Origin of the sequence: Blautia sp. MSK20_18, from assembly GCF_020553125.1 — a bacterium.
In the GTDB taxonomy this organism is placed as follows: Bacteria; Bacillota; Clostridia; order Lachnospirales; family Lachnospiraceae; genus Blautia_A; species Blautia_A fusiformis.
In genome coordinates this window covers 15512-40442 of the sequence record NZ_JAJCGR010000011.1, presented here as the reverse complement: position 1 = coordinate 40442, position 24931 = coordinate 15512, and the positions used below count along the sequence as shown (strand labels likewise).

Annotated in this window: 22 protein-coding genes, 1 pseudogene and 1 riboswitch; of the genes and pseudogenes, 3 read left to right on the top strand and 20 right to left on the bottom strand. The window is 45.4% G+C overall.

The features are described 5' to 3' along the window. Window positions 1-12 precede the first annotated feature (12 nt). The 3 genes from LI091_RS08205 to LI091_RS08195 all read left to right on the top strand — a co-directional run bounded on the left by LI091_RS08205 (window position 13) and on the right by LI091_RS08195 (window position 2389). Entirely contained in the window at window positions 13-213 is a 201-nt protein-coding gene (locus tag LI091_RS08205) for a helix-turn-helix transcriptional regulator (protein ID WP_004611564.1), read from the top strand. Between the two features lie 149 nt (window positions 214-362). After that, a complete protein-coding gene (locus LI091_RS08200; RefSeq protein WP_114002690.1) occupies window positions 363-1208 on the top strand; it encodes a MerR family transcriptional regulator in 846 nt (281 codons plus the stop codon). Window positions 1209-1750: 542 nt separating this feature from the next. Further along, window positions 1751-2389: a DUF1847 domain-containing protein gene (locus tag LI091_RS08195; protein ID WP_059086447.1), complete on the top strand. Its 639-nt coding sequence runs from the start codon at window positions 1751-1753 to the stop codon at window positions 2387-2389. 124 nt (window positions 2390-2513) lie between these two features. Here the strand turns inward: LI091_RS08195 and LI091_RS18545 are convergent. The 20 genes and pseudogenes from LI091_RS18545 to araD all read right to left on the bottom strand — a co-directional run bounded on the left by LI091_RS18545 (window position 2514) and on the right by araD (window position 24884). Then, window positions 2514-3458 (bottom strand): annotated as a pseudogene (locus LI091_RS18545) (tyrosine-type recombinase/integrase). A 292-nt stretch (window positions 3459-3750) separates the two neighbouring features. Next, entirely contained in the window at window positions 3751-4203 is a 453-nt protein-coding gene (locus LI091_RS08180) for a VOC family protein (RefSeq protein WP_015517515.1), read from the bottom strand. Window positions 4204-4427: 224 nt separating this feature from the next. After that, entirely contained in the window at window positions 4428-6467 is a 2040-nt protein-coding gene (lysS, locus tag LI091_RS08175) for a lysine--tRNA ligase (RefSeq protein ID WP_118609127.1), read from the bottom strand. Between the two features lie 64 nt (window positions 6468-6531). Continuing rightward, a complete protein-coding gene (gene greA, locus LI091_RS08170) occupies window positions 6532-7017 on the bottom strand; it encodes a transcription elongation factor GreA (protein ID WP_015526720.1) in 486 nt (161 codons plus the stop codon). A gap of 269 nt (window positions 7018-7286) precedes the next feature. Then, complete coding sequence (locus LI091_RS08165) at window positions 7287-8237, bottom strand: glycosyltransferase family 2 protein (RefSeq protein WP_015526721.1); 951 nt, start codon at window positions 8235-8237, stop codon at window positions 7287-7289. A 115-nt stretch (window positions 8238-8352) separates the two neighbouring features. Further along, the gene (dusB, locus tag LI091_RS08160) at window positions 8353-9321 is read right to left on the bottom strand and encodes a tRNA dihydrouridine synthase DusB (RefSeq protein WP_334301030.1); all 969 of its coding nucleotides are present in this window, start codon (window positions 9319-9321) and stop codon (window positions 8353-8355) included. A 9-nt stretch (window positions 9322-9330) separates the two neighbouring features. Further along, the gene (locus tag LI091_RS08155) at window positions 9331-9699 is read right to left on the bottom strand and encodes a DUF6145 family protein (protein ID WP_015526724.1); all 369 of its coding nucleotides are present in this window, start codon (window positions 9697-9699) and stop codon (window positions 9331-9333) included. Between the two features lie 131 nt (window positions 9700-9830). After that, window positions 9831-10637, bottom strand: coding sequence for a biotin--[acetyl-CoA-carboxylase] ligase (locus tag LI091_RS08150; RefSeq protein WP_059086451.1), 807 nt, complete (start codon window positions 10635-10637; stop codon window positions 9831-9833). Next, window positions 10637-11635 (bottom strand): ornithine carbamoyltransferase, encoded by a 999-nt coding sequence (argF, locus tag LI091_RS08145; RefSeq protein WP_015526726.1) that lies wholly within the window; start codon window positions 11633-11635, stop codon window positions 10637-10639. Before argF ends, LI091_RS08150 begins: the two co-directional genes overlap by 1 nt. A gap of 26 nt (window positions 11636-11661) precedes the next feature. Continuing rightward, entirely contained in the window at window positions 11662-12603 is a 942-nt protein-coding gene (locus tag LI091_RS08140; protein WP_092071867.1) for an SPFH domain-containing protein, read from the bottom strand. 3 nt (window positions 12604-12606) lie between these two features. Further along, complete coding sequence (locus LI091_RS08135) at window positions 12607-13047, bottom strand: NfeD family protein (RefSeq protein WP_021652591.1); 441 nt, start codon at window positions 13045-13047, stop codon at window positions 12607-12609. A 15-nt stretch (window positions 13048-13062) separates the two neighbouring features. Next, entirely contained in the window at window positions 13063-13839 is a 777-nt protein-coding gene (locus tag LI091_RS08130; RefSeq protein WP_015526729.1) for a TrmH family RNA methyltransferase, read from the bottom strand. Between the two features lie 36 nt (window positions 13840-13875). After that, window positions 13876-14535: a potassium channel family protein gene (locus LI091_RS08125; RefSeq protein ID WP_114002749.1), complete on the bottom strand. Its 660-nt coding sequence runs from the start codon at window positions 14533-14535 to the stop codon at window positions 13876-13878. Window positions 14536-14548: 13 nt separating this feature from the next. After that, window positions 14549-15937: a potassium transporter TrkG gene (locus LI091_RS08120; protein ID WP_331463614.1), complete on the bottom strand. Its 1389-nt coding sequence runs from the start codon at window positions 15935-15937 to the stop codon at window positions 14549-14551. Between the two features lie 11 nt (window positions 15938-15948). Further along, on the bottom strand, window positions 15949-16938 hold the full coding sequence (gene pfkA / locus LI091_RS08115) for a 6-phosphofructokinase (RefSeq protein ID WP_021975953.1): 990 nt from the start codon (window positions 16936-16938) through the stop codon (window positions 15949-15951). Window positions 16939-17006: 68 nt separating this feature from the next. Continuing rightward, window positions 17007-20474 carry a DNA polymerase III subunit alpha gene (locus LI091_RS08110; protein WP_021652587.1) on the bottom strand — a complete coding sequence of 1156 codons (3468 nt, stop codon included), beginning with the start codon at window positions 20472-20474 and terminating at the stop codon, window positions 17007-17009. Window positions 20475-20579: 105 nt separating this feature from the next. Beyond that, window positions 20580-21422: a CvfB family protein gene (locus tag LI091_RS08105; protein ID WP_015526733.1), complete on the bottom strand. Its 843-nt coding sequence runs from the start codon at window positions 21420-21422 to the stop codon at window positions 20580-20582. Between the two features lie 177 nt (window positions 21423-21599). Then, complete coding sequence (locus LI091_RS08100) at window positions 21600-23186, bottom strand: Na+/H+ antiporter NhaC family protein (protein WP_334301029.1); 1587 nt, start codon at window positions 23184-23186, stop codon at window positions 21600-21602. 185 nt (window positions 23187-23371) lie between these two features. After that, window positions 23372-23542: riboswitch (Lysine riboswitch) on the bottom strand. 193 nt (window positions 23543-23735) lie between these two features. Beyond that, the gene (locus tag LI091_RS08095; protein WP_015526736.1) at window positions 23736-23978 is read right to left on the bottom strand and encodes a helix-turn-helix domain-containing protein; all 243 of its coding nucleotides are present in this window, start codon (window positions 23976-23978) and stop codon (window positions 23736-23738) included. A gap of 204 nt (window positions 23979-24182) precedes the next feature. Beyond that, entirely contained in the window at window positions 24183-24884 is a 702-nt protein-coding gene (araD, locus tag LI091_RS08090) for an L-ribulose-5-phosphate 4-epimerase (RefSeq protein ID WP_015526737.1), read from the bottom strand. Between the last annotated feature and the right edge of the window lie 47 nt (window positions 24885-24931).

Genomic DNA, 24931 nt, shown 5'->3' with positions numbered 1-24931 from the left:
GAAGGGATTTTTATGGCGGTTACCAATAATATCAGAGAAATCCGGGAACAGCGTGGCATTTACCAGGATGACCTTGCCGCTGCTATCGGATACAGCACCAAAACTGTTGGCAGGATAGAACGTGGGGACAGCACCCCATCTGCCGAATTTATGCTGCGGATATCAAAATACTTTAATATGCTGGTGGAAGATGTATTCCACGTGGAAGATTGAGTCGGAGCAGCAATCCGGTTCACCTTCTATTTTGGACAGCTTTTCATGTCCTTATCAACAACTATAGTTTTTTGATAAATGCTTGACTGTAAACCTTGTTTATAGTTTATTATTAAGTAAAATAGAGTTGCTCGAAAGGAGGGCATAATATGACTATAAAAGACGTAGAAGAGCGAACAGGTTTATCCCGTTCTAATATCCGTTTTTATGAAAAGGAAAAACTTATTGAGCCTTCGAGAAATGAAAGTAATGGTTATAGAGATTATTCTGAAAATGATGTGGAAAATATAAAGAAGATTGCATATCTACGTACATTGGGAATTTCTATTGAAGATATACGAAGTATTATATCCGAAAAAGTAACATTGCAGGAAATGCTTGAGAAGCAAAAGGAAGTATTAAAAAATCAGATTACTGATTTGAATAAGGCGAAACTCATGTGCGAAAAAATACTGGATGAAGAAAGTATTAGTTATGAAAAATTACAGGTAGAACAATATGTAACAGATTTGCATGACTATTGGAAAGATAATCGAACTGTTTTCAAACTGGATTCCGTCAGCTTTTTGTATATATGGGGAAGTATGCTTACCTGGACTATGATTACCGCACTATGCTTGATTATTGGGGCTTTGTCTTATTCTAAGTTGCCGACAGAAATTCCAGTACAATGGAGTAAAGGAGCGGCAACATCCCTAGTTAATAAAAACTGGATTTTTATTTGTCCTGTTATATGTATCATAATCCGTTATTTATTAAAACCTTTTATCTATGCGAAATTACAGATGAACAATTATTATGGAGAAATTATAACAGAGTATTTGACAAATTATATGTGTTTTATTGTGTTGTCAGTGGAAATCTTCTCCATACTTTTTACTTTCGGAGTGGTAAAAAGTGTTGTTGTACTGTTATTTGTGGACACGGCAATTTTTATTGGATTGTTAGTAGTTGGTTTGGTAAAAATGGATTTGAGAGGGAAAGAAGTTTTATGATTCAAATTTTATATTTCAAAAATAACAATAAGATACTATTTTTCCCACGCCTACTATGAGAACGGCGGCTATGAGATAGAAATTGCATATACTGGCGAATAAAAGAACCGCTGTTGCATGGTTTATTGGCTTCCATGTAGCTAGTATTCGGCTGAGGTATTGAAAGAGCTAGGATTAAAATGAGGGAAGTGGATAAATGTTTTGATTGACGAAATAACCTATACATGATAGTATAAATCCAAAGATGATGGTCTATCAGAGAGACTGTTATATATCTTCAAGTTTAAAAAGATAATTTTCAATAATTTTTCAAAAATCAGAATCGACAATTCATGACAAATCAACCCTGAATCGGGGAACGTTTCTCATAGAAAAGAACTACAAAAAATAAGAAAATAAAAACGGAAAACCATTGTCTGTAGTATAAGTATTTGTTATTATGAAGTAAATAGAGGATATTTTACAAAGTAAAGCTTAATCTAGAGAATCTGCCAGTGGCAGGCCTCTGTAGATACCAAGGTATACAAAAGGAGAGTGAAAAAATGAAAAAAGAAGCCATGTCCTGTATCGACTGCGCAGTAAAAAACTGCAGCAAAATGGACAAAACCTATCCGGATTTCTGTCTGACAACACACATGGATGAAGAAGTTCTAAATGAAGCTATGGAATGCTACAATGAAGACGAGAACCGCAAAGTAACAATCGCTGCAGCTGAAGTAGAGTATGAGAATTACTGCAAACATACCCGTGTCGAAGAAATCATGGATTTTGCAAAGAAGATTAATGCGAAAAAGATCGGGATCGCAACCTGTGTCGGATTGTTGAAAGAAAGCCGTATCCTGGCAGATATCCTGCGCAGACATGGCTTTGAGGTGTATGGTGTCGGCTGTAAAGCCGGAACACAGAAGAAGACATCGGTCGGCATCCCGGAATGCTGCGAAGGTGTCGGTGTGAATATGTGTAATCCGATCCTGCAGGCAAAGCTTCTGAACAAGGCGAAGACGGACCTGAATGTTGTGGTCGGACTTTGTGTGGGGCATGACAGTCTGTTTTACAAATATTCCGAGGCACTGACTACGACAGCAGTGACGAAAGACCGTGTATTGGGGCATAATCCGGTGGCGGCGCTTTATACTGCGGATAGTTATTATTCGAAGTTGAAGAAGAGTGAAGAAGAGTAATATTTCTAATTTGGGCGTTTAAAGATACATAAAGATATCCCATTCAAGCATTTCTCTTTTTATCCAACGAAAAAAAGAACACACAACACTCTGTATGTTCTCTTTCTGTATGTGAAGTCCAATATTATACTTTGAAGTAGCTATCCAATCCTTTGAACTCTTCCGCTTTCATTTCTTTTGTAACATCAGCATAGATGTTCAGTGTAGTTGAAATATCTGAATGTCCGAGTGCGTCTTGAATGACCTTTATATTTACTCCAGCTTCACACATTCTTGTTGTAAATGTATGTCTAAGCGAGTGGCAGCTAAAATGAGGAAGTAACACATCAGGTTCATCACTGTACAAAAACTGCTCATCATTGCAATCACGGATAATTCTTCGGATTGCTTTGTTGAGTGTGGCTTGGTGCTGTGCCTGACCAAAACGATTGATGAAAATAAAATCTGTATATCCGTCAATCGTGACCTCGCAATGAAGTCCTAAATCTTCCTGCTTCTGTTTCTCATGTTCCAATGCTTCTTTCACAAAACCGAGCATTGGAACCTACCTCATACTCGCCGGAGTCTTCGTTGTATTTACATTGAAATAACAGCCACTTTTACTTCCCTCGGTTCTGTGGTCATAATATACAAGAGTATGATTAACATCAATCATTCCACTTTCCATATCAATATCACACCATCTCAATCCAGTTACTTCCCCCACACGAAGTCCAGTTCCTATCATTACTGCAAAGACCGGATACCAGTGTTCATATACAGGGTGGGTTTTCAGGAAATTCAGAAATAGCTCCTGCTCCGGTTTCGTCAACGCTCTACGCTTTTCCGACTGAAAACAATGTGCTTTTTTCAATTCTCTCAACACATTATCTGACGGGTTATTTCTGATAAAGTCATCATCGACAGCAATCTGTAAAACCTGATGAAGAACCGTATGTATATTATCAATCGTTGAAGGCTTCAAATTTCTTTCATCAACAAGATAATTGTAGTATTTCTTAATATCCGATTTCTTCAGCGTTGATATTCTTTTACTTCCAATCACTGGTCGCACAAAAGTATTGTACATATATTTGTAATTTTCAAAGGTATTATTCTTCAGCCTCTTTTCATATTTGCCCAAGCGGTAAGTTTTTCTCCGACCACTCCGAAACAAGTTCCGGATGTACTTCTGCTAAACTGTTATTCATAGCCAAACCGGGGCCTCCTTGTGCTTAGAATATATGAAGTTTTAGCTTTGTCTTGTAGTTTGCGAATATCCGTATAAATAGAAAAAGCCCTTTGAGAAAAGGATTTCTCCCCTCTCAAAGGACAACCAGACAAACTGAAAGTTGCCACTTTCCTGTACTTACCATTTTTCATTAAAGCGGCTGCATCATCTCAAGAATGATTCCATCCGGGTCTCTAAAATAAAAAGCTCTACTTTCCCCAAATCCATCTGCTCTAAAATCGAAATACTGCGGTTCAGACAAGCACTCCACATTATTATCTACGAGATGTTTGTAAGCAGAATCAATATCATCTGTGTAGAAACATACTTCCGAGATAGATGTTGTAAACAAATCAGAGGGAACTTTCTTTACTTCGTTGTTTACAAACTGAATCAGCTCAACTGGCGGTGCTTCAACAGCCTTGGAGCCATTCAAATAAGCGACCCTTGCTTTGCAATTTACTCTACGAAACATTTTATCTGTTTCTTCGCCTTCCATAAAAATCTCTCCTTGAAACTCAAGCCCAAGGACATCTCTGTAGAATGCAATTGAGCGTTCCAAATCAGAAACCGTTAGTCCTACATGATAAATTCTTCCAACCATATATATTTCTCCTGTAAATTTCGATATGTATTTTTGTTTGTTTAAAAAATGGGCAATCCCGATTGGAATTGCCCACTCATTGTACTAATTATGCGATTTTTTCTTGCTTGCACCGATTTCTGCATCAAATGATGTAAGTTTGATGTAAATCGCTGTTTTTTTAGTTTTTTATCAAATGAAGTACGTCCCGTCTATTCGGTAAAACGGTACATCTTTACATCATCTTAATAGAGCTTTGCACCTGCTGGAATATGGTCATCAACCATCAGAAGATGGAGCTTTTCTTCGCCTTCTTCTTCGTGGATAGCACTGAGGAGCATACCGCAAGAGTCAATGCCCATCATAGCTCTCGGTGGAAGATTTGTGATAGCGATAAGCGTCTTTCCAACCAGTTCTTCAGGCTCATAAAAGCTATGAATACCGCTTAAAATGGTTCTGTCTGTGCCTGTTCCGTCATCAAGCGTAAACTGTAACAGTTTCTTTGACTTCGGTACTGCAACACACTCTTTAACCTTTACTGCACGGAAATCTGACTTGCTGAATGTGTCAAAATCAACTGCTTCCTCAAACAAAGGCTCAATCTTTACCTTAGAAAAATCAATCTTTTCAGGCTCAGCTTTCACTTCTGCAGCTGCCGGAGCTGCTTCGGAAGTCTTGGAAGCTTTCTTATCAGCGTCCAGGGACTTCATTGTCGGGAACAGAAGTACGTCACGAATTGCCTGGCTGTCTGTCAGGAGCATAACGAGACGGTCGATTCCGTATCCGATACCACCTGTTGGCGGCATACCGATCTCCAGTGCATTCAGGAAGTCTTCATCTGTGTGGTTGGCTTCCTCATCACCTGCGTCTGCAAGAGCATCCTGTGCTTTGAAACGCTCTCTCTGATCGATCGGGTCGTTGAGCTCGGAATATGCATTACACATTTCCCATGTATTGATAAAGAGCTCAAAACGCTCTACCTTGTTCGGATCGGAAGGTTTCTTCTTGGTCAGCGGAGAGATCTCGATCGGATGATCCATGATAAATGTCGGCTGGATCAGCTCTTTCTCACAGTACTCCTCGAAGAAGAGGTTGATGATATCACCCTTCTTATGACGATCCTCATACTCGATATGATGCTCGTCAGCAAGCTTCTTGGCTGCCTCATCATCTGCTACTTCGTCAAAGTCGATTCCTGCATATTTCTTGATGGCATCGTTCATGGTCAGACGTGCGAAAGGCTTTCCAAGATCGATCTCGATACCATTGTAGGAAATCTTTGTGGAACCGCAGACCTTCTCTGCAAGGTAACGGAACATGGACTCTGTCAGCTCCATCATTCCCTCATAATCAGTATATGCCTGATAAAGCTCCATCAGAGTGAACTCCGGATTGTGACGGGTATCAACACCCTCATTACGGAATACACGGCCGATCTCGTAAACTCTCTCAAGTCCGCCTACGATCAGTCTCTTAAGATAAAGCTCCAGGGAAATACGAAGCTTAACGTCTTCGTTCAGTGCGTTGTAATGTGTCTCGAATGGTCTTGCAGCTGCACCGCCTGCGTTGGAAACCAGCATTGGTGTCTCAACTTCCATGAAGTCACGTCCTGCAAGGAAGTTACGGATCTCCTTAAGGATCTGGGAACGTTTGATAAATACATTCTTGCTGTCTTGGTTCATGATAAGATCCACATATCTCTGACGATAACGGGTATCTGTATCTGTCAGTCCGTGGAATTTCTCAGGAAGGATCTGTAAGCTCTTGGAAAGAAGAGTCATCTTCTCTGCATGAATGGAGATCTCACCTGTTCTTGTTCTGAAAGCAAATCCCTCCAGACCAAAAATATCACCGATATCAGATTTCTTGAAATCTGCATAGGAATCGGTTCCAATGGCATCTCTTGCCACATAAACCTGAATGTTACCCTGTAAATCCTGGATATTGCAGAAAGAAGCTTTTCCCATTACACGCTTGAACATCATACGTCCTGCGATCGATACATGGATCGGGCTTGCGTCCATGATGCTTCTTCTTTCTTCATAATCCTTCTTCTGAGCCTCTTTTGCCTGCTCTTCATCAAGACCTGTTACATCAAGCTCCTTGCGATCTTTGAGAAGCTCTGCCTCATGTGCTTCATAGAGATTCTTTACCTCAAGGGAATGATGTGTCTGATCAAATTTTGTGATCTGAAACGGGTCCCTGCCATTTGCCTGAAGGTCTGCCAGTTTGTCACGACGTACCTTAAGCAGCTGGTTTACATCCTGCTTCTTCTGCTCTGCCACTTGTTGGCCTCCTTAATCTATCTGTCGTTCAAGCGGATCTGTGCGATCCGCTCCGTTGTCTGCTTTATACGTTTCTCTGGATCTCAAGAACCTTGTATTTCATGATTCCGGACGGCATCTCAACCTCAACGATATCGTTGGTGTGTGCACCGATCAGTGCTTTACCTACCGGAGACTCATTGGAGATCTTTCCCTCAAGGCTGTTAGCCTCTGTGGAACCTACGATCTTCAGCTCCATATCTTCCTCAAATTCATAATCATGAACCTTAACCTTGCAGCCTACGCTGATTCTGTCAAGATCGACTTCGTCCTCTACTACAACCTCAGCGTTCTTGAGGATCTTCTCGATCTCCTCGATACGTGCCTCGATATCTCTCTGCTCATCCTTTGCTGCATCGTACTCTGCGTTCTCAGAAAGGTCTCCCTGCTCTCTAGCCTCTTTGATCTTTCCTGCTACTTCTTTTCTCTTAACAACTTTCAGATCGTGCAGCTCGTCTTCCAGTTTTCTAAGTCCTGCGTATGTGAGTAAGTTCTTCTTTGCTTCTTCCATTTTGCCTTACTTCCTTTCAAAACCGTGCTGTTTTTTCTGAAAAAAATACAGCTTCGGATATTTCTGTTGCTACCATTCCCAAGAGCTCTTTTTTCTAAAAAAGAGCGTAAAAATCTCAGGATATTCACAATTCCTGTATTATACCGAAAAGCCCCAGTATTGTCAAGCATTCCACGTCGAAAAAGGGTCCCTGAAATATGCAAAAAAAGCCGCGCGAAATCTCAGATTTCAACACGGCTTTTCTGTATTATCCTACCCGGTCTGATTCCTTATTTCTTCTCCGGAAAAAGATCTTTATAACGATTAGTCACCATCTGTGTCTGATACTCAAAATCCTGTTTATGCTGATTGACCAGTGTAGAAAGGATGATCCCGGAAAACCAGCAGATGATAGCTGTCAGGATCACAAACCCGCTGACGATCAGTGTCGGGATCTTTTCCACTGTCCCAACCTCCAGAAAATGTACCAGCACCGGAATAAAGAATACCATTCCCACCACAAACAGCACTGCTGCGATAAGGGAGAAGAACTCCAGCGGCTTGTAATTCTTGAACATTTTCACAATAGTCTTCAGGACCTTAAATCCATCTGCATAAGTATTCAGCTTAGACTCACTTCCCTCCGGCCTGTCACGATATTCAATGACTACATTCTCAACCTGCATGTTCTTATCGATAGCGTGGATCGTCATCTCTGTCTCGATCTCAAAATTCCTGGAAAGTACCGGGAATGTTTTTACAAAGCGGTAACTCATGGCACGGTAACCTGTCATGATATCCTTGATGTTGCTTTTGAAAAGACGGTTAATGGAACCTCTTACGATACTGTTTCCAAAGTTGTGGAAAGGTCTCTTGTTCTCTGTAAAATATGTAGAAGAAAGGCGGTCACCAACTACCATGTCTGTGCCTTTCTCCAGAACCTTGCTGCACATTTCAGCTGCAAACTCTGCCGGATAAGTATCGTCGCCATCTACCATAAGATAACACTGCGCATCGATATCCCGAAACATACTGCGGATCACGTTTCCTTTTCCCTGCTGATACTCATAACGGACAACTGCCCCTTCTTTTCTGGCGATCTCGTCAGTTCCATCTGTAGAGTTATTATCATATACGTAGATCACAGCTTCCGGAAGTGCTTTTTTCATATCGCGGATAACCTTTGCTACCGTCTTGCTTTCGTTGTAGCAAGGAATTAAAACTGCTATTTTATCTGCCATTATTTTTCTCCTGTAAAACAAAAAAACTTTCTGCGGATTCCCGCTAACTGACTGTAGCACGCGCCCCGTTCCTTGTCAATAGAACGTTTCGTTTTCTCCGACATACTTTTCTCTTTTATCGCTCCAGTACCATGTCTGTAAGCTTTTTCAATTCTTCATAGCTTGAAATATTATTAGATTCTCTCCGGATTCCCGCACTGTGCCGCATACCGGCTGTATACCAGGCTACATGCTTCCGCATTTCGCGGATCCCGATATACTCACCCTTTATCGCGATCTGATCTTCGGCATGGCGCAAGATCATCTCGCAGACTTCCTCTACGGTTGGTCTGGAAAGCTTTTCCCCGGTGTGGAAATAGTGGTTCAGCTCCCGGAAGATCCACGGGTTCCCACGTACTGCACGGCCGATCATCACCGCATCGCAACCAGTTTCTTTAAACATGGCTTCTGCAGTTTCCGGTGAAACGATATCTCCGTTTCCTATCACCGGAATAGTCACCGCTTCCTTCACCCTGCGGATAGCATCCCAGTCCGCCTGACCGGAATAATACTGCTGTCTGGTCCTTCCATGAACTGCGATGGCTGCTGCACCGGCATCCTCCACCCGTTTTGCGATCTCCACCACATCCACCGGCGTATTTTCATCAAAGCCAATGCGGACCTTCACCGTTACCGGCTTGGAAACTGCTCCGGAAACACTGCGGACGATCTCTTCGATCAGCTGAGGATCCTTCAGAAGAGCTGAGCCCTCGCCATTATTTACCACCTTGGGAACCGGACATCCCATATTGATATCGAGAATGTCAAAGGGACGCTCCTCAATGCTTTTTGCCACCTCTGCCATAAGGTCCGGCTCGCTGCCGAAAAGCTGCATGGATACCGGATGCTCCCCGGGATCGATCTCCATCAGCGCCTCTGTATTCTTATTATGAAAAGAGATCGCCTTGGCACTGACCATTTCCATACAGATCAGGCCTGCACCCTGCTCCTTGCAAAGTCTTCGAAATGCCAGATCCGTAACCCCTGCCATCGGTGCAAGCACAAAGGGGTTCGGTATCTCCACATTTCCGATCTTCCACTGCATCTTCATGGATCATTCCTCAACGGCATCTGCTTTTTTCTGCAGTTCCTCATCCGGGATATCTCCCAGGAAAAATACCTTGTAATACATTTCCAGAGATTCCAGAAGCTCTCTTTTGTCCCGCTGGAGTTCCTTGATCTTCAGTGCACTTCCGATCTCGTCAAAACGGGCATCTGCCTCCAGGGCCTCAGTCTTAAACTGCAGACTGCCGTCCTCATCAAATTCCAGTGTCAGGATCCCGCCTACATCCTCTGTGAAAAGCACACACATGATCTGCAGCTCCTGCTTTACCGTCTCAGGAAGAGACGCAAAATCCTGGTTAAAATAATATTTCTGCTCATAAGAGCTTGCTCCGCAGAGCACAATGTTATCCTGATACATAAAATCTCCTTTATTTATAACTTGACACTCCCCACAGCTAAAGCAGGGAGATTCTTGTTTTTTCCACTACTGCAATAAAACATCAACGGAAAATTGCTGCCGGAAATTTTATCCGATCTGTGCTGCATGTTTTACACATAGCTGTATAAACCACGTACAGAAACCTCTCCGGAATTTACTTCCTCGACTGTACCGTCTGCACGCTCTACCAGAAGCTCTCCGCCGGCATTGATCCCTCTTGCGATCCCCTCATATGGATCATTCTGATCCAGTACACGTACCGGCTGGTTCAGATTGGCCAGCATTTTCTCATAATCCGGTTTCAGGCCGCTGAGATCCTCTGTCTGTACAAATCTCTCATAATTTTCCTCAAAATGCTTCATCACAAGTCCGACTACCTGTGCCCGGTCAAAGGGATGTCCGCTTTCCAGATACAGAGAGGTAGCCTTATCTGCCATTTCTTCCGGAAAGCTTTCCATGTTTACGTTAATCCCGACTCCGATAACTGCACAGCCGATCTTATCCTGCTTCATGGTCATTTCGGTTAAGATACCGCAGATCTTTTTGCGGGAAACAACTACATCGTTAGGCCATTTGATCCCTACCTCAAGACCGAGCTCTGCTACTGCCTGTGCAACTGAAAGTCCCATAACAAGTGTCAGCATCGGCGCCTTCTGCGGAGAAAATTCCGGGCAGATAAGGATACTCATAGTAATGGCACTGTCCGGCGGCGCACTCCATCGTCTTGTAAAACGTCCGCGTCCTGCGGACTGATATTCTGCCACAAACAACTCTCCGTGTCCTGCGCCTTCTTCCCTCCAGGCACGTTTTCCCCAGAGGTTGGTGGAATCTGTTTCTCTTGCAAAATGGACGGTTTTGCCCGCCCATTTTGTATGTGTTGCCTGTGAAATTATTTCTTCATTAAATAAATCTGACATTATTTCTCCGGCTCTCCTAATGTTGCAACGATCACAGCCTTAATGGTGTGCATACGGTTCTCAGCTTCGTCGAATACCTTGGACTGCGGAGACTCGAATACCTCGTCTGTAACCTCCATATCTGTAAGGTTGAAACGCTCGCCCATCTCTTTTCCGATCTTTGTCTTAAGATCATGGAATGCCGGCAGACAGTGAAGGAAGATCGCCTTTTCACCGGCGTTCTCCATTACATGTCTGGTAACCTTGTATGGTGTCAGGTCGTGGATACGCTCTGTCCATACTTCGTCAGGCTCGCCCATGGATACCCATACATCTGTGTAGATGATGTCCGCATCTTTTGTTCCTGCCTCCACATCCTCTGTGAGAGTGATGGTGGAACCTGCCTCTTCTGCCCACTGCTGACACTGTGCTACAAGCTCATCATTCGGGAAATATTTCTTATTGGTGCAGGCTACGAAATCAAGACCAAGCTTGGAGCATACAACCATCAGGGAGTTACCCATGTTGTAACGGGCATCGCCCATGTATACAAGCTTCAGGCCTTTCAGTTTGCCGAAATGTTCACGTACTGTCAGCATATCTGCAAGCATCTGTGTCGGATGATACTCGTTTGTCAGACCATTCCATACTGGTACACCTGCATGCTTCGCAAGCTCCTCAACAATATCCTGACCGAAGCCACGGTACTCGATTCCCTCATACATTCTTCCGAGAACTCTTGCAGTATCTGCGATGCTCTCCTTCTTTCCGATCTGGGATCCTGTGGGATCCAGATAGGTAGAACCCATTCCCAGATCATGAGCTGCCACTTCGAAGGAACAGCGTGTTCTTGTGCTTGTTTTTTCAAAGATCAGGGCAATATTCTTACCTCTGTAATACTCATGAAGCTCTCCTGCTTTTTTCTTTGCCTTCAGATCTGCTGCAAGGTCGATCATGTAAGTGATCTCTTCCGGTGTAAAGTCTTTCAGTGTCAGGAAATTTCTTCCTTTAAGATTCATAATATGTCCTCCTCATGGCTGCAGATTTATTTCTGCTCTGCCGGTTTATCTGTCATGATTTCCTTCAGGGATGTTGCCAGCCCTGCGATGCCCTGTATCTCGGACGGAATGATAATCTTCGTTGCCTTGCCGTCAGCAACCTTTGTAAGAGCCTCCAGGCTCTTCAGAGTAAGAACAGATTCATCTGCTCCTGCTTCCTTGATCATACGAAGTCCTTCTGCAGTTGCCTGCTGTACTTTAAGGACTGCCTGTGCCTGTCCTTCAGCCTCTTTGATCATACGCTCCTTCTGAGCCTCCGCATGAAGGATTGCCGCCTGCTTCTCAGCCTCAGCATCCAGGATAGCGGACTGTTTTTTACCCTCTGCAACAAGGATGGTGGAACGTTTCTCTCCTTCTGCTTTCAGAATGGCTTCTCGTCTCTCACGCTCAGCCTTCATCTGTTTCTCCATGGCATCCTGGATGGCTGCCGGAGGAATGATGTTCTTAAGCTCCACACGGTTAACCTTGATTCCCCATGGATCTGTAGCCACATCAAGGGAAGCACGCATCTTGGTATTGATAACCTCTCGGGATGTCAGTGTCTCATCCAGCTCCATATCACCGATGATGTTACGAAGTGTTGTAGCAGAAAGATTCTCGATCGCCATGATCGGATTCTCAACGCCATATGCGTAAAGCTTCGGATCTGTGATCTGGAAAAATACAACCGTATCGATCTGCATGGTTACATTATCTTTGGTAATTACCGGCTGCGGTGGAAAATCCACAACCTGTTCTTTCAGGTTTACTCTTCTTGCAACACGCTCAATGAACGGAACCTTGAAATGGATTCCTGTACCCCAGGTAGCCTTGTAAGCGCCAAGACGTTCCAGTACCACTGCATAGGCCTGCGGTACAATGCGGATACAGGATGCAAGTACCCACAGCACAAGAACGATGACTACAAGCAAAACAACAACTCCACCCATAATTTAGCCCTCCTTGCTAATTTCTTTTACGATCAGCTTCACTCCGCGGATCTCTTCGATCTCAACCACTGCACCTGTTGGAATTTCTTCCCCGTCATCTGCGGTCCGTGCAGTCCACTCGATGTCATTGATCCTCACCTGCCCGGTCTGGGCCAGGTTGTTGACCGGCTGTATCACTACGGCTCTTTTTCCCAGAAGGCTCTCTGCATTGGTCTTTTCCACGCCCTTGTTCATGTAGCGGACCGCCAGAGGTCTGGTAAAGATCAGAAGCACCACGGAAACTCCGAAAAATAAAAGGAGCTGTACAACAATTCCCCCACCAAGCCACGAGGCAATGCACGCCACAAGAGCACCGCCTGCAAACCAGACAGTGGTAAGTCCTACCGTGATTGCTTCAATTACCAGTAAAATTGCCAGTATTCCAAGCCAGGCCAAAGGTGTCATAAAACCCCTCCTCTCTTATTCTCTTCTCTGTCTTGCAGCTTCGTACATCAGGATTCCTGATGCCATGGCAGCATTCAGTGATTCTACTTTTCCGCACATGGGAATGCGGATCAGACAGTCTGCTGCCTCCGCTGCCTGATCGGTCAGGCCCTTTCCCTCGTTTCCGATGAAAAAAGCGGTGCCGCCCTTATAGGATTCCTGATCATAGGAATTCTCACCCTTCAGATGAGCTGCAAAACTGCGGATTCCCTTTTCTTTCAGCTTCTTTTCTAATGATACCACATCTTCCACATATAGAAAAGGCATTCTGTAAATGGAGCCCATAGTAGAACGGATCACCTTGGGATTTGTGATATCCACGCAGGTTTTTGTGAGGAAAACTCCGCTTACGCCGGCGCCCTCACCGGTCCTGAGAATGGTTCCCGCATTTCCCGGATCCTGAAGATCCTCCAGAACCATGACCAGAGGATTTTTTCCCGCCAGTACCTCTTCCTCGCTCCAGGAAGGCAGCTTCAGAACTGTCAGGATCCCCTGGGGAGTCTTGGTATCACACATCTGACGAAATACGGAATCCTTCACGATCTCACAGGGATATTTTTCTGCCTGAGACATCAGCTCTCCATCCCGGGAAACGGTCTCGGAGACAAACACCTGGGAAACCCAGCTTTCCGGTGCTTCCAGAAACATTTTCCGGCCCTCTGCCACAAAAAGTCCCTGCTCTCTTCTGGCTTTTGCCTTCTGGTTCAGCTGCATGACATTTTTTATTTTTGCATTTGATACACTGGTTATCATACTTTTATTTCTCTCCTTCCGGCAATCCGTATTCGGTTAACGTAATTCCTCACGACTTGCATTCAGATCCTTGTTTTTTCCGATGGCGATTATGGAACAGTTGTCCGGAAGCGGTTCGGAAGGATCCAGATCTACCGTGACATTTTCACCCTGCTTGATGCCAATGATATTAATGTGAAAACGCTCCCGTACATTCAGATCTACCAGATTTTTTCCAATCCAGGATACCGGCATGGAAAACTCCGCCATACTGAACTCCGCCGAAAGCTCAAACACATCCAGATACCCGCCGGACATAAGATTTCTGGCAACCCGCAGTCCCATGGACTGTTCCGGATAAATGATCTTATCTGCACCAATTTTGTCGAGTATACGTCCATGAAGAGAATTCATACTTTTTGCAACTACAAAGGGCACTCCCAGATCTTTGGCCTGCATGGTTGCGGAAATACTGGCTTCCAGATTTTCGGCAACTGCGATAATGGCTACATCCACATTCTGAACTCCCAGAGCCTTCAGGATTCCCGGTTCACGGACATCTGCTTTTACCGCATAGGTTACTTTTTCGGAAATCTCTTCGATATTTTCTTCTTTGTCATCAATGGCAAGGACATCACAGTCTGACTCTGCCAGCGTCACCGCCAGAGTCATTCCAAACTGTCCAAGCCCGATCACGGCAAAAGATTTATTTTTCATTCTATTCTCCTGTTTAACCGATCATGATATCTTCTTCACCGAGATGCGTGGTGCTTCCCGGCCTGTTGCGTACACGCATCACAACTGCTGTTCCAAGTGTCAGCGGTCCGATACGTCCCAGATACATGGTAAGGATCACGATCCACTTGCCTGCCACATTCAGCTGAGGTGTCAGTCCTCTGGAAAGTCCTACTGTAGCCCCCGCAGAAGTGATCTCATATAAAACATCTGCCAGATCCACTCCCGGCATTACTGCGGACAAAAGCACCGTCATGGTAAAAAGGATCAGCACACTGGTTCCTGCAACAACCATGGCAGAACGGAGATAGCTCTCACGGATCCTGCGGCCGTATACCTCTACATCCTTTTTTCCCTGAAGATATGCTGCAATAGAAAGGATCAGAACCGCAATGGTAGTAGTCTTCACACCACCGGCAGTGCCCATGGGTGATCCTCCGATAAACATCCACAGCAGGGAAATGATCACGGTAGGTGTGGACAAAAGCGACTGATCCATGGTATAAAATCCCGCCGTACGTGTTGTCACTGACTGGAAAAAGGATGCCATGAGCTTTGTTCCCAGTGGTGCCCCCTTCAGCGTGGAAGGGTTTCCGGATTCAAAGACAAATACCAGAAATGCTCCTGAAAATACCAGGATCCCGGTCATCGTAAGGACCAGCTTGCTCTGAAGCCGCAGTACACGAAAAACTCTGGATGGGGAGAGCTCTTTTCTCAGAACCTTGCGGAATTTATCCCACAGATCCCACCAGACGATAAATCCAAGACCTGACACAATGATCAGGCCAATCGTAGTGATATTGACCAGCGGATTGCTCACATATACCGAAAGGCTTGTTTCCCCGAAAAGATCGATCCCTGCGTTGCAGAATGCAGATACCGCCAGAAATATGGCATGCACCAGACCTTTTTTTATTCCAAATTCCGGTACAAAGCAAAACGCATACAGGACCGCACCGATTCCTTCTGCAAGAAACACGCATTTCACCACACTGCGGACTACAGCCACGACTCCACCCATTTCATCCAGGTTGTAGGATTCCTTGATGATCCGCCGGTTTTTCAGGGAAATTTTCCGCCGGAGGCTGATGAATATCATATTCGCCAGTGCGATCAGTCCGATCCCGCCGATCTGTATCAGGCACAGGATAACCGCTTTTCCAATGGGGCTCCACTGGACTGCCATAACAACTGTGGAAAGTCCTGTTACACATACGCTGGTCGCCGCTGTAAAAACAGCATCCGGGAAGGTAACAGCCTGCCCGGGTGCACTGCAGAACGGCATCCACAAAATAAGTCCACCTACAAAAATCACCCCCGCAAAGCCGAGGGCAATTATTTGTGACGTATTCAGTTTATGCAATCCGTCTGAAACTTTTTTCAAGTTCATATTTTTTATTTATTGTAGTTGTGAGAAAGAGAATTGCAAACCTCCCACATGTAGGAATCTACATTCTTCTGCATTGCAAGAGCCTCATTGATGTCAAAATCAACGAACTCACCGTGGCGATATCCAACAACACGGCTGCGTTTACCGGCAACAAGAAGGTCTACTGCAAGAGCACCCATCATGGACGCATATACACGGTCCTTACATGTAGGGCTTCCACCACGCTGCATGTGACCAAGGATCGTTGCACGTGTCTCGATACCTGTTGCAGCCTCGATACGCTTCGCCATAGCCTCTGAATGGCCGATACCCTCAGCATTTACGATGATATGGTGTTTCTTGCCTTTCTTACGGCTCTCTACGATATTGTCAATAAGCTTCTGCTCGTCGTAATCATATTTCTCCGGGATCAGGATATCCTCAGCACCGTTTGCGATACCGCACCATACTGCAAGGTATCCGGCGTTACGTCCCATAACCTCGATGATACTGCATCTCTCATGGGATGTGGATGTATCACGTACCTTGTCAATAGCTTCCATAGCTGTATTTACAGCAGTATCGAAACCGATGGTGTACTCGGTACATGCGATATCAAGGTCAATAGTTCCCGGCAGGCCAATGGTATTGATTCCAAGGTTCGCAAGCTTCTGAGCACCTGCGAAGGATCCGTCTCCACCGATAACAACAAGGCCGTCGATCCCATGCTTTCTGCAGATCTCTGCAGCCTGCTGCTGTCCTTCCTCTGTTCTCATCTCTGCACATCTGGCAGTATAAAGAATTGTTCCGCCTCGTTCAATCGTATCGGAAACGTCCCTTGCTGTCATATCTCTGATCTCTTCATTTAAGAGACCGCTGTATCCTTTATAGATTCCCTTTACGTTCAGTCCGCTGCTTAATCCTCTTCTGACAACAGCACGGATTGCAGCATTCATTCCAGGTGCGTCACCGCCACTGGTCAAAACGCCGATCGTTTTGATTTTGTTCTCTGCCATATTGTTATCCTCCATCTTATGAAACAACCTATTGTAATACACATATTCGGGTATAGTTTATAGCATTTTTATAAGTTTTTCAATACTCTCTCCACAATTTTAACATTGGAACTTCCATATTTTTTACACATGCGCTCCAGCCAGGAATCCTCGATATGGACCTGATAAGCAGGGGGAAGTTTCTTCATTGCCTTGACATCTTTGAGATAAATAACCACCGTGCTGTTTCCTCTGGATTCCATCAGATCGTCTACCAGACCGGTCTCGGCTTTTGCGTACTCTTCCCGGCTTTCAAACTGGAGCCACAGTTCTCTTGGCATATCATCAAAAAGACGGACCTTTTCCAGGATCAGCTTGCTGGCTTTGTCGTCTTCTGCGGATACTCTTCCCTGAATAAAGAGCCGGGCATCTTCATTCAGGAACATCTGGCATTTTTCGTAATCACGTGGAAATACCACAACCTCCACGGTGCCTACCAGATCTTCCACTGTAAGGAACGCCATTACCTTATTATTCTTTGTATATTTTATGGTTTTATCCGTGATCATTCCACCCACGATCACTTTCTGGTTATCGTAAACCTCCGGTATCCCTGTTTCATCATCCGGCTGAAAATCAGAAGTTTTTGCAGAGATCATTTTTTCCATCATATTCCGGTAACGCTCCAGCGGATGACCGCTGAGATAGATGCCGAGAACTTCCTTCTCAAAGGTCAGTATCGTCTCCTTCGGATATTCTGCTGCCTGCGGCATACGGATCTCAAATTCCTTTTTATCTTCTTCAGGCGCAATATCAAAAAGACTCAGCTGTCCCGCCATGGTATGCTTCTTATCCTGGTTGATACTGTCTATGATCTGCGTATAAACCGTCATTTTCTGATTCCGGTTTCCCTCCAGGCAATCCAGCGCTCCGGCCTTGATCAGATTTTCCACAACTCTCTTGTTGATCTGGTCGATATTTCGCTCAATAAATGTTTTCAGGGAGGTATATTCTCCGTGCTCCTCACGCTCCCGCACAATCCCCTCGATTACCGGACGGCCGATACTCTTGATGGCAGAAAGTGCATAACGAATGGAACCATTGTCAACAGAAAAGCCATAAACACCATGATTGATATCCGGCGGAAGGATCCGGATCCCCATCTGGCGGCATACAGAAATATACTCGGCAACCTTGTTCGGCATTTCCACAACGGATGTCATCAGTGCAGCCATAAATTCTACCGGATAGTAATATTTGAGATATGCCGTCTGGTAGGAAACCACTGCATAAGCGGCAGCATGAGACTTATTGAAGGCATACTTTGCAAAATCTGTCATCTCATCGTAGATCTTGTTTGCGATCTCCTCGGAAATACCGTTGGCGATACATCCCGGTACTCCCTCTTCCACGTTTCCGTAAACGAAATTCTGACGTTCTTTTGCCATAACAGAAGCTTTTTTCTTGGACATGGCACGGCGCACCAGGTCACTTCGTCCAAGGGTGTAGCCTGCAAGCTCACGGACGATCTGCATAACCTGCTCCTGGTATACGATACAGCCATAGGTCGGCTTCAGAATCGGCTCCATCTGCGGACAGTCATAACGGATGGTATCCGGACGGTTTTTTCCGCGGATGTACTGCGGAATGAAATCCATGGGACCCGGACGGTAAAGCGAAATTCCCGCGATCACGTCCTCAAGGCTCTGAGGCTTCAGCTCCTTCATGAAGCTTTTCATTCCGGCACTCTCCAGCTGGAACACGCCGTCAGTACGTCCTGTTCCGAGAGAATCCAGTACCTTTTTGTCGTTGTAGTCGATCTTTTGCATATCCAGGAGCATACCGGTACTTTTTTCCACCATTTTCACAGCATTCTGGATAACCGTCAGGGTACGGAGACCCAAGAAATCCATTTTCAGAAGTCCCAGCTCTTCCAGTGTTGTCATGGTAAACTGCGTGACAATGGAACCATCCTGTGCTCTGGAAAGGGGTACGTATTCCGATACATCCTTCTGGCTGATCACAACACCTGCCGCATGCATGGAGGTATGCCTCGGAAGCCCCTCCAGACGTTTTGCCAGATCGATCAGACGATGGATATCGTCCTGTTCCTCGTAAGCCTTGCGAAACTCCGGATTCATTCCCAGTGCCTTGTCAATGGTGATATTCAGCTCCTGTGGGATCATCTTGGCGATGGTGTCCACCTGGGCATAAGGCATATCCAGAACACGGCCTACATCACGGATGACACCGCGGGCTGCCAGTGTACCGAAGGTAACGATCTGAACCACGCAGTCATCACCATATTTTCTTCTTACATAATCAATAACCTCCTGTCTCCGTTCGAAGCAGAAATCCACATCGATATCCGGCATGGATACTCGCTCCGGATTCAGGAAGCGTTCAAAGAGCAGATCATACCGGATCGGGTCCAGCTGAGTGATCCCAAGTGTATAGGCAACCAGGCTTCCTGCGGCAGAGCCTCGTCCCGGACCGACCATGATATCGTTGTCCCTGGCATATTTGATAAAATCCCATACAATGAGAAAGTAATCTACATATCCCATGTTTTTGATCGTAGACAGCTCATAATCCAGGCGCTTTTTCAGCTCCTCTGTTACCGGATGATAACGCTGCTCAAGTCCCTCATGGCAAAGCTTGTTCAGATATTCCCAGGAGGTAAGTCCGTCCGGCACATCATATTTCGGCAGCTTGGTCACACCAAATTCAATCTCCACATGACATCTCTCCGCGATCCTGTGCGTATTTTCCAGCGCTTCCAGCGCATATGGAAAAAGCCTCGCCATCTCCTCCGGCGATTTCACATAATACTGGCCACCCTCATAGCGCATTCTGTTCTCATCGCTGAGCTTTTTCTGAGTCTGCAGACAAAGAAGAACATCATGTGGTTCCGCATCCTCTGCCATAGTGTAATGCACATCATTGGTGGCAACCAAATCGATCCCCGTCTCTCTGTGCATACGGAGAAGCTGCTGGTTTACGGTCTGCTGCTCCGGGATCCCATGGTCCTGAAGCTCCAGAAAGAAATTTCCTTTTCCGAAAATATCCTGGTAACGTAATGCCGCGATCTTGGCATCCTCATACATTCCACGTGCAAGATATCTGGCGACCTCTCCTGCCAGGCAGGCGCTTAAGGCAATGATCCCCTCGTGATATTTTTCCAGAAGCTCCAGATCCACACGTGGCTTGTAATAAAATCCTTCCACAAATGCCTTGGATACAATTTTCATCAGGTTGCTGTATCCCTGATTATTCTCAGCCAGCAGGACCAGATGATAATAGCGGTCATCCCCACTTCCCACTTCTCTGTCAAAACGGGAGCCCGGAGCCACATAAACCTCGCATCCGAGGATCGGATTGATCCCGGCTTCTCTTGCAGCCCTGTAAAAATCGATCACACCATACATAACGCCATGATCGGTGATCGCCGCACTGTCCATACCCAGTTCTTTTACTCTGGCTACATACTCTTTGATCTTATTGGAGCCATCCAGAAGGCTGTATTCTGTATGGACATGTAAATGTGTAAACTCCAAATTTATTCTCCTTATCGTAAAAAACAGGGCTCCGGATCCTCCCCGCTCTGCACTTTTCTCTGAACGTGCCGGAGCGTGTCTGATCCGGAGCCGGTCAACACCTTGTTATTTTTTAATGTAGATCCTCTTGTCACGGATCTCTACTTTTCCTTCCTTCATCAGATGACCGACTGCACGCTTGAATGCGTTCTTGCTGAGGCCAAACTCTCTCTTGATGACTTCCGGTGAGGCATGATCATCAAATGGCAGTACCCCTGCAAATTCCTCGATCACGCTGAATACGCTCTCTGCATCCTCATTGATCTGGATGTAAGCCTTCTGGCGGTCACTGACGTTCATCTTGCCATCCTCCTTCACCTCTGTGACACGAAGATCAAGAATGGCTCCCGGTCTGTACTTGCCTGTTGCCTCCCGTGCCGGGATCAGAGCGGAATATTTATCATCTACCGCAACAAAAACGCCGAAATTCCCACTGATCTCATAGACACGGCCCTTTACCGCATCTCCCGGTACATAGGGAGTTCTGGTGGAAAGATAATGATACACCTTCATGGTTGCACAGAGTCTGCTGCTCTTATCTACATAAAGAGCTACCAGACACTCCTCGCCCTCACGGACCCGGTTGGTCTGCTCATGATACGGAAGAAGAAGATCCTTCTCCAGTCCCCAGTCAAGAAAAGCACCGATCCTGGTGACCTGTTTTACCTTAAGGACTGCGGTCTGTCCCACCTGAAGCATGGGCTCACGGGTGGTTGCGATCAGTCTGTCCTGGGAATCCTTATAGATGAATACTTCGATCTCATCACCTGCTTTGGTTCCTTCCGGTACCTGTTTAGACGGAAGAAGCACCCGCTCATTCTGAGGTGCGTTTCGGTCCTCTCCAAGATATATTCCGAAATCCACGGTTTTTACAACCAGTAATTTCTGTTTTTTACCTAATTCTATCATTCTTACTCCTGTTCCTTAAAACTATATATGATCATTTACTATTTGCTGTCTGTCCTGCATTATAACATAAGAGAATTATTATAGAAAGCACAAAAAAGGCAGCTTCGGAAATTTCTTTCCGTCACTGCCTTTTATTCGCCATTCATGGGGGATCTGCCCCCACATTGGGTCAGTCTGTTATTCTGTAGGCTTCTCAACCGGCATCGGGTTCATCATCTTGATGACAAAAAGTACGATCAGCATCAGCACGATTCCCACCGGAAGGGCGATCCATGCTGTTTTTACAAAGCCTGCAACAATATAAGTTACAAAGGATACTGCCGCAGCCAGGATCGCATACGGAAGCTGTGTGGAAACGTGAGTCACATGATCACACTGTGCTCCTGCGGAAGCCATGATCGTTGTATCGGAGATCGGTGAACAGTGGTCTCCGCAAACTGCACCTGCCATGCAGGCAGACATGGAAATGATCATCATCTCAGGACTGGATTTCTCAAATACCGCAACAACGATCGGGATCAGGATACCAAAGGTTCCCCAGGAAGTACCTGTAGCAAATGCAAGTCCGCATCCAACCAGGAAAATAATGGCCGGAAGGATAACTTCAATGCCACCGGCAACGGAGCGCATTGCTTCTTCTACGAATACCGCTGCACCAAGTGAGTCTGTCATAGCCTTCAGTGTCCATGCAAAGGTCAGGATCATGATCGCCGGTACCATGGCCTTGAAGCCTTCCGGGATGCAGCCCATACAGTCTCTGAAATTGACCACACGGCGAATCATATAGAAAATAATGGCAAATACCAGACCAAAAGCACTTCCCATTGCAAGGCCTACAGAAGCATCACTCTGTGAAAATGCAGTAACAAAATCTGTTCCGCTGAAAAATCCTCCTGTGTAGATCATACTGATGACACAGCAGATAACAAGCACAACGATGGGGATCACAAGATCGATCACCTTTCCTCTCGGATTCGGTGCCCCATCATCCGTTGCATTCTCATACGGTCTTGCAGATGTTGTATAAAGATCTCCGTTCAGAGCATTGATCTCATGTGTTCTCATAGCGCCAAACTCAGTTTTCATCAGTACCATACCAACCATCATCACAATCGTAAGGATCGCATAAAAGTTATACGGGATAGTTCTTACAAAAATCGCAAGTCCATCCTGTCCCTCTACGAATCCGCTGACTGCTGCAGCCCAGGATGAGATCGGTGCGATGATACATACCGGAGCAGCTGTCGCATCGATCAGGTATGCAAATTTTGCTCTGGATACATGATGTCTGTCTGTTACCGGACGCATAACGCTTCCTACAGTCAGACAGTTGAAATAATCATCAATAAAGATCAGAATACCAAGCACAATTGCGGCAAGCTCTGCACCTACACGTGTGTGGATCTTTTTGCTGGCCCATCGTCCGAATGCGGCGGAGCCGCCGGCCTTGTTCATCATACATACCACAGATCCCAGGATTACCAGGAAGATCAGGATACCTACGTTATAGCTGTCAGAAAGAACCTTGATGATTCCTCCCTCAAAAATCTGTGTTACCGTTCCTTCAAATTTAAATCCGGAATAGATCAGTGCTCCTACTACAATTCCCACAAACAGAGAACTGTATACTTCTTTTGTGATCAGTGCAAGGACGATCGCAACAAGAGGTGGAAGCAGTGCCCAGATCGTTGCATACAGAGCAGGCTGGTAAGTCTCCTCCGCATCCGCAGCCAGCACAGTCAGGGGACTTGCCAGTGCGCCCATGAATACCATTGCCATAACAGACAATGCTGTTCCTGCTTTTTTACTCATTTTTCTCCTCCCTTTTCGGGGACAAAAAAACGGAGGCTGTCTCTTCTTAAGAACACCTCCGGTTAAATAATCCTTATTTAACTAATAGCCTGTCAGAAAATCTCCATTCAGCATATTAAATGCAGATCTCCCGAAGTGCTACCGATAGCGCTCCACATCCGTGACAGTACAACGCATATTCTGCGTTATCCCAGCACCCTGTCATCTGGCCTTCCAGAGCACTTCGGCAAATTTTCCTTTCTTTATGAACAGCCTGCCAGGGCCTTGCATCCATAAATACTGATAAAATCCGCGCCTCTATCTTCTTATCCGTGACCGTTTGTCCTCCGCAGGACTTCCCGGCCATCTTTTTTTCTTTATACTGTAGCAGTTTCCGACATAAATATCAAGTAGTTTACACAGATTCCTGCCATTCAGACCAATATTGTTACTTTTCACTCCGTTTTCAGTAACACGCTTCGCGGAATATTACCAGCGAACTGTAATCCAATATTGCCTTATTTACTGCTCATTCAGCAGCCACTTCACATCCACTCCCAGCACCTTTGCAAACACCCGCAGTTCATAATCTGCTACAAAACGTTCTCCTCCTTCGATCCGGCTGATACTGTCACGCTCCAGCATCACTCCTTCCACCTGCATTTTTGCTGCCAGCGCAGATTGCGACATCCGTTTCATATTCCTCATCTGGCGTATTTTTTCTCCGGAAACGTTCTTTTTTCCCTGATAAGTGTATATTTTCATCCTGCCACCTATTTTAATAAATGTGTTAATGTTCTGCATTTTTCTTGACATTAGCATATATTTCGGCGGCACCTGTGTTAAAGGTCAGCAAATCTGACATTTTCTGCATTTTTCGACAAAAAATGCCGCGGTACTGTTCCGCGGCATTTCCACTCAAGCGGATATTGACAATCCACCATCGGGTCAAACTGTTTTTTCTTCTGATCAGTCTTCCTGTCCTACCTGACCATAATATGCATTTGCACCATGTTTTCTGTAGTAATGCTTATCCTGAAGCTCCTGCGGTGCCGGTTTTACATCCGGATTAATCAGCTCGCAGCGAGATGCCATCTTGGCAACCTCCTCAAGAACAACTGCGTTATGAACTGCCTCATGAGCATCCTTACCCCAGGTAAAAGGTCCGTGGTTCTTACACAGCACAGCCGGTACTGCTTCATAATCTTTGTTTTTGAAATAATCAGCAATAAGAACTCCCGTGTTCTTCTCATATGCCTCTTCGATCTCTCTTTTGGTCAGATTACGTACACATGGTACTTCTCCGTAAATGTAATCTGCATGTGTGGTTCCATAACACGGGATCGATCTGCCTGCCTGCGCCCAGCTTGTTGCCCAGGATGAGTGGGTATGTACGATACCGCCGATATTCGGAAACGCTCTGTAAAGAACTGCATGTGTCGGTGTATCAGAGGATGGATTGTATCTTCCTTCTACTTTATTTCCATCAAGATCTACCACTACCATGTCTTCCGGTGTCAGCTTGTCATAATCCACACCACTTGGCTTGATCACAAAAAGTCCCTGCTCCCTGTCGATCCCGCTGACATTTCCCCATGTAAAGGTAACAAGACCATATTTTGGCAGATCCATATTTGCTCTGTAAACTTCTTCTTTTAATTTTTCAAGCATAGCGCGCCCTCCTTTTACGGTATAGTTGTTTCAAAAACGATGTACTA

Excerpts from the sequence above, each read along its gene's own strand:
- LI091_RS08200 (WP_114002690.1), top strand. The coding sequence starts at position 363 with ATGACTATAAAAGACGTAGAAGAGCGAACAGGTTTATCCCGTTCTAAT.
- LI091_RS08130 (WP_015526729.1), bottom strand. The coding sequence starts at position 13,839 with ATGATAACCAGTGTATCAAATGCAAAAATAAAAAATGTCATGCAGCTG.
- LI091_RS08105 (WP_015526733.1), bottom strand. The coding sequence starts at position 21,422 with ATGATAGAATTAGGTAAAAAACAGAAATTACTGGTTGTAAAAACCGTG.
- LI091_RS08165 (WP_015526721.1), bottom strand. The coding sequence starts at position 8,237 with ATGGCAGATAAAATAGCAGTTTTAATTCCTTGCTACAACGAAAGCAAG.
- LI091_RS08135 (WP_021652591.1), bottom strand. The coding sequence starts at position 13,047 with ATGACACCTTTGGCCTGGCTTGGAATACTGGCAATTTTACTGGTAATT.
- LI091_RS08155 (WP_015526724.1), bottom strand. The coding sequence starts at position 9,699 with ATGTATCAGGATAACATTGTGCTCTGCGGAGCAAGCTCTTATGAGCAG.
- LI091_RS08095 (WP_015526736.1), bottom strand. The coding sequence starts at position 23,978 with ATGAAAATATACACTTATCAGGGAAAAAAGAACGTTTCCGGAGAAAAA.
- dusB (WP_334301030.1), bottom strand. The coding sequence starts at position 9,321 with ATGCAGTGGAAGATCGGAAATGTGGAGATACCGAACCCCTTTGTGCTT.
- pfkA (WP_021975953.1), bottom strand. The coding sequence starts at position 16,938 with ATGGCAGAGAACAAAATCAAAACGATCGGCGTTTTGACCAGTGGCGGT.
- LI091_RS08125 (WP_114002749.1), bottom strand. The coding sequence starts at position 14,535 with ATGAAAAATAAATCTTTTGCCGTGATCGGGCTTGGACAGTTTGGAATG.
- LI091_RS08195 (WP_059086447.1), top strand. The coding sequence starts at position 1,751 with ATGAAAAAAGAAGCCATGTCCTGTATCGACTGCGCAGTAAAAAACTGC.
- LI091_RS08180 (WP_015517515.1), bottom strand. The coding sequence starts at position 4,203 with ATGGTTGGAAGAATTTATCATGTAGGACTAACGGTTTCTGATTTGGAA.
- LI091_RS08100 (WP_334301029.1), bottom strand. The coding sequence starts at position 23,186 with ATGGGCGCACTGGCAAGTCCCCTGACTGTGCTGGCTGCGGATGCGGAG.
- LI091_RS08205 (WP_004611564.1), top strand. The coding sequence starts at position 13 with ATGGCGGTTACCAATAATATCAGAGAAATCCGGGAACAGCGTGGCATT.
- LI091_RS08140 (WP_092071867.1), bottom strand. The coding sequence starts at position 12,603 with ATGGGTGGAGTTGTTGTTTTGCTTGTAGTCATCGTTCTTGTGCTGTGG.
- argF (WP_015526726.1), bottom strand. The coding sequence starts at position 11,635 with ATGAATCTTAAAGGAAGAAATTTCCTGACACTGAAAGACTTTACACCG.
- LI091_RS08150 (WP_059086451.1), bottom strand. The coding sequence starts at position 10,637 with ATGTCAGATTTATTTAATGAAGAAATAATTTCACAGGCAACACATACA.
- araD (WP_015526737.1), bottom strand. The coding sequence starts at position 24,884 with ATGCTTGAAAAATTAAAAGAAGAAGTTTACAGAGCAAATATGGATCTG.
- greA (WP_015526720.1), bottom strand. The coding sequence starts at position 7,017 with ATGGAAGAAGCAAAGAAGAACTTACTCACATACGCAGGACTTAGAAAA.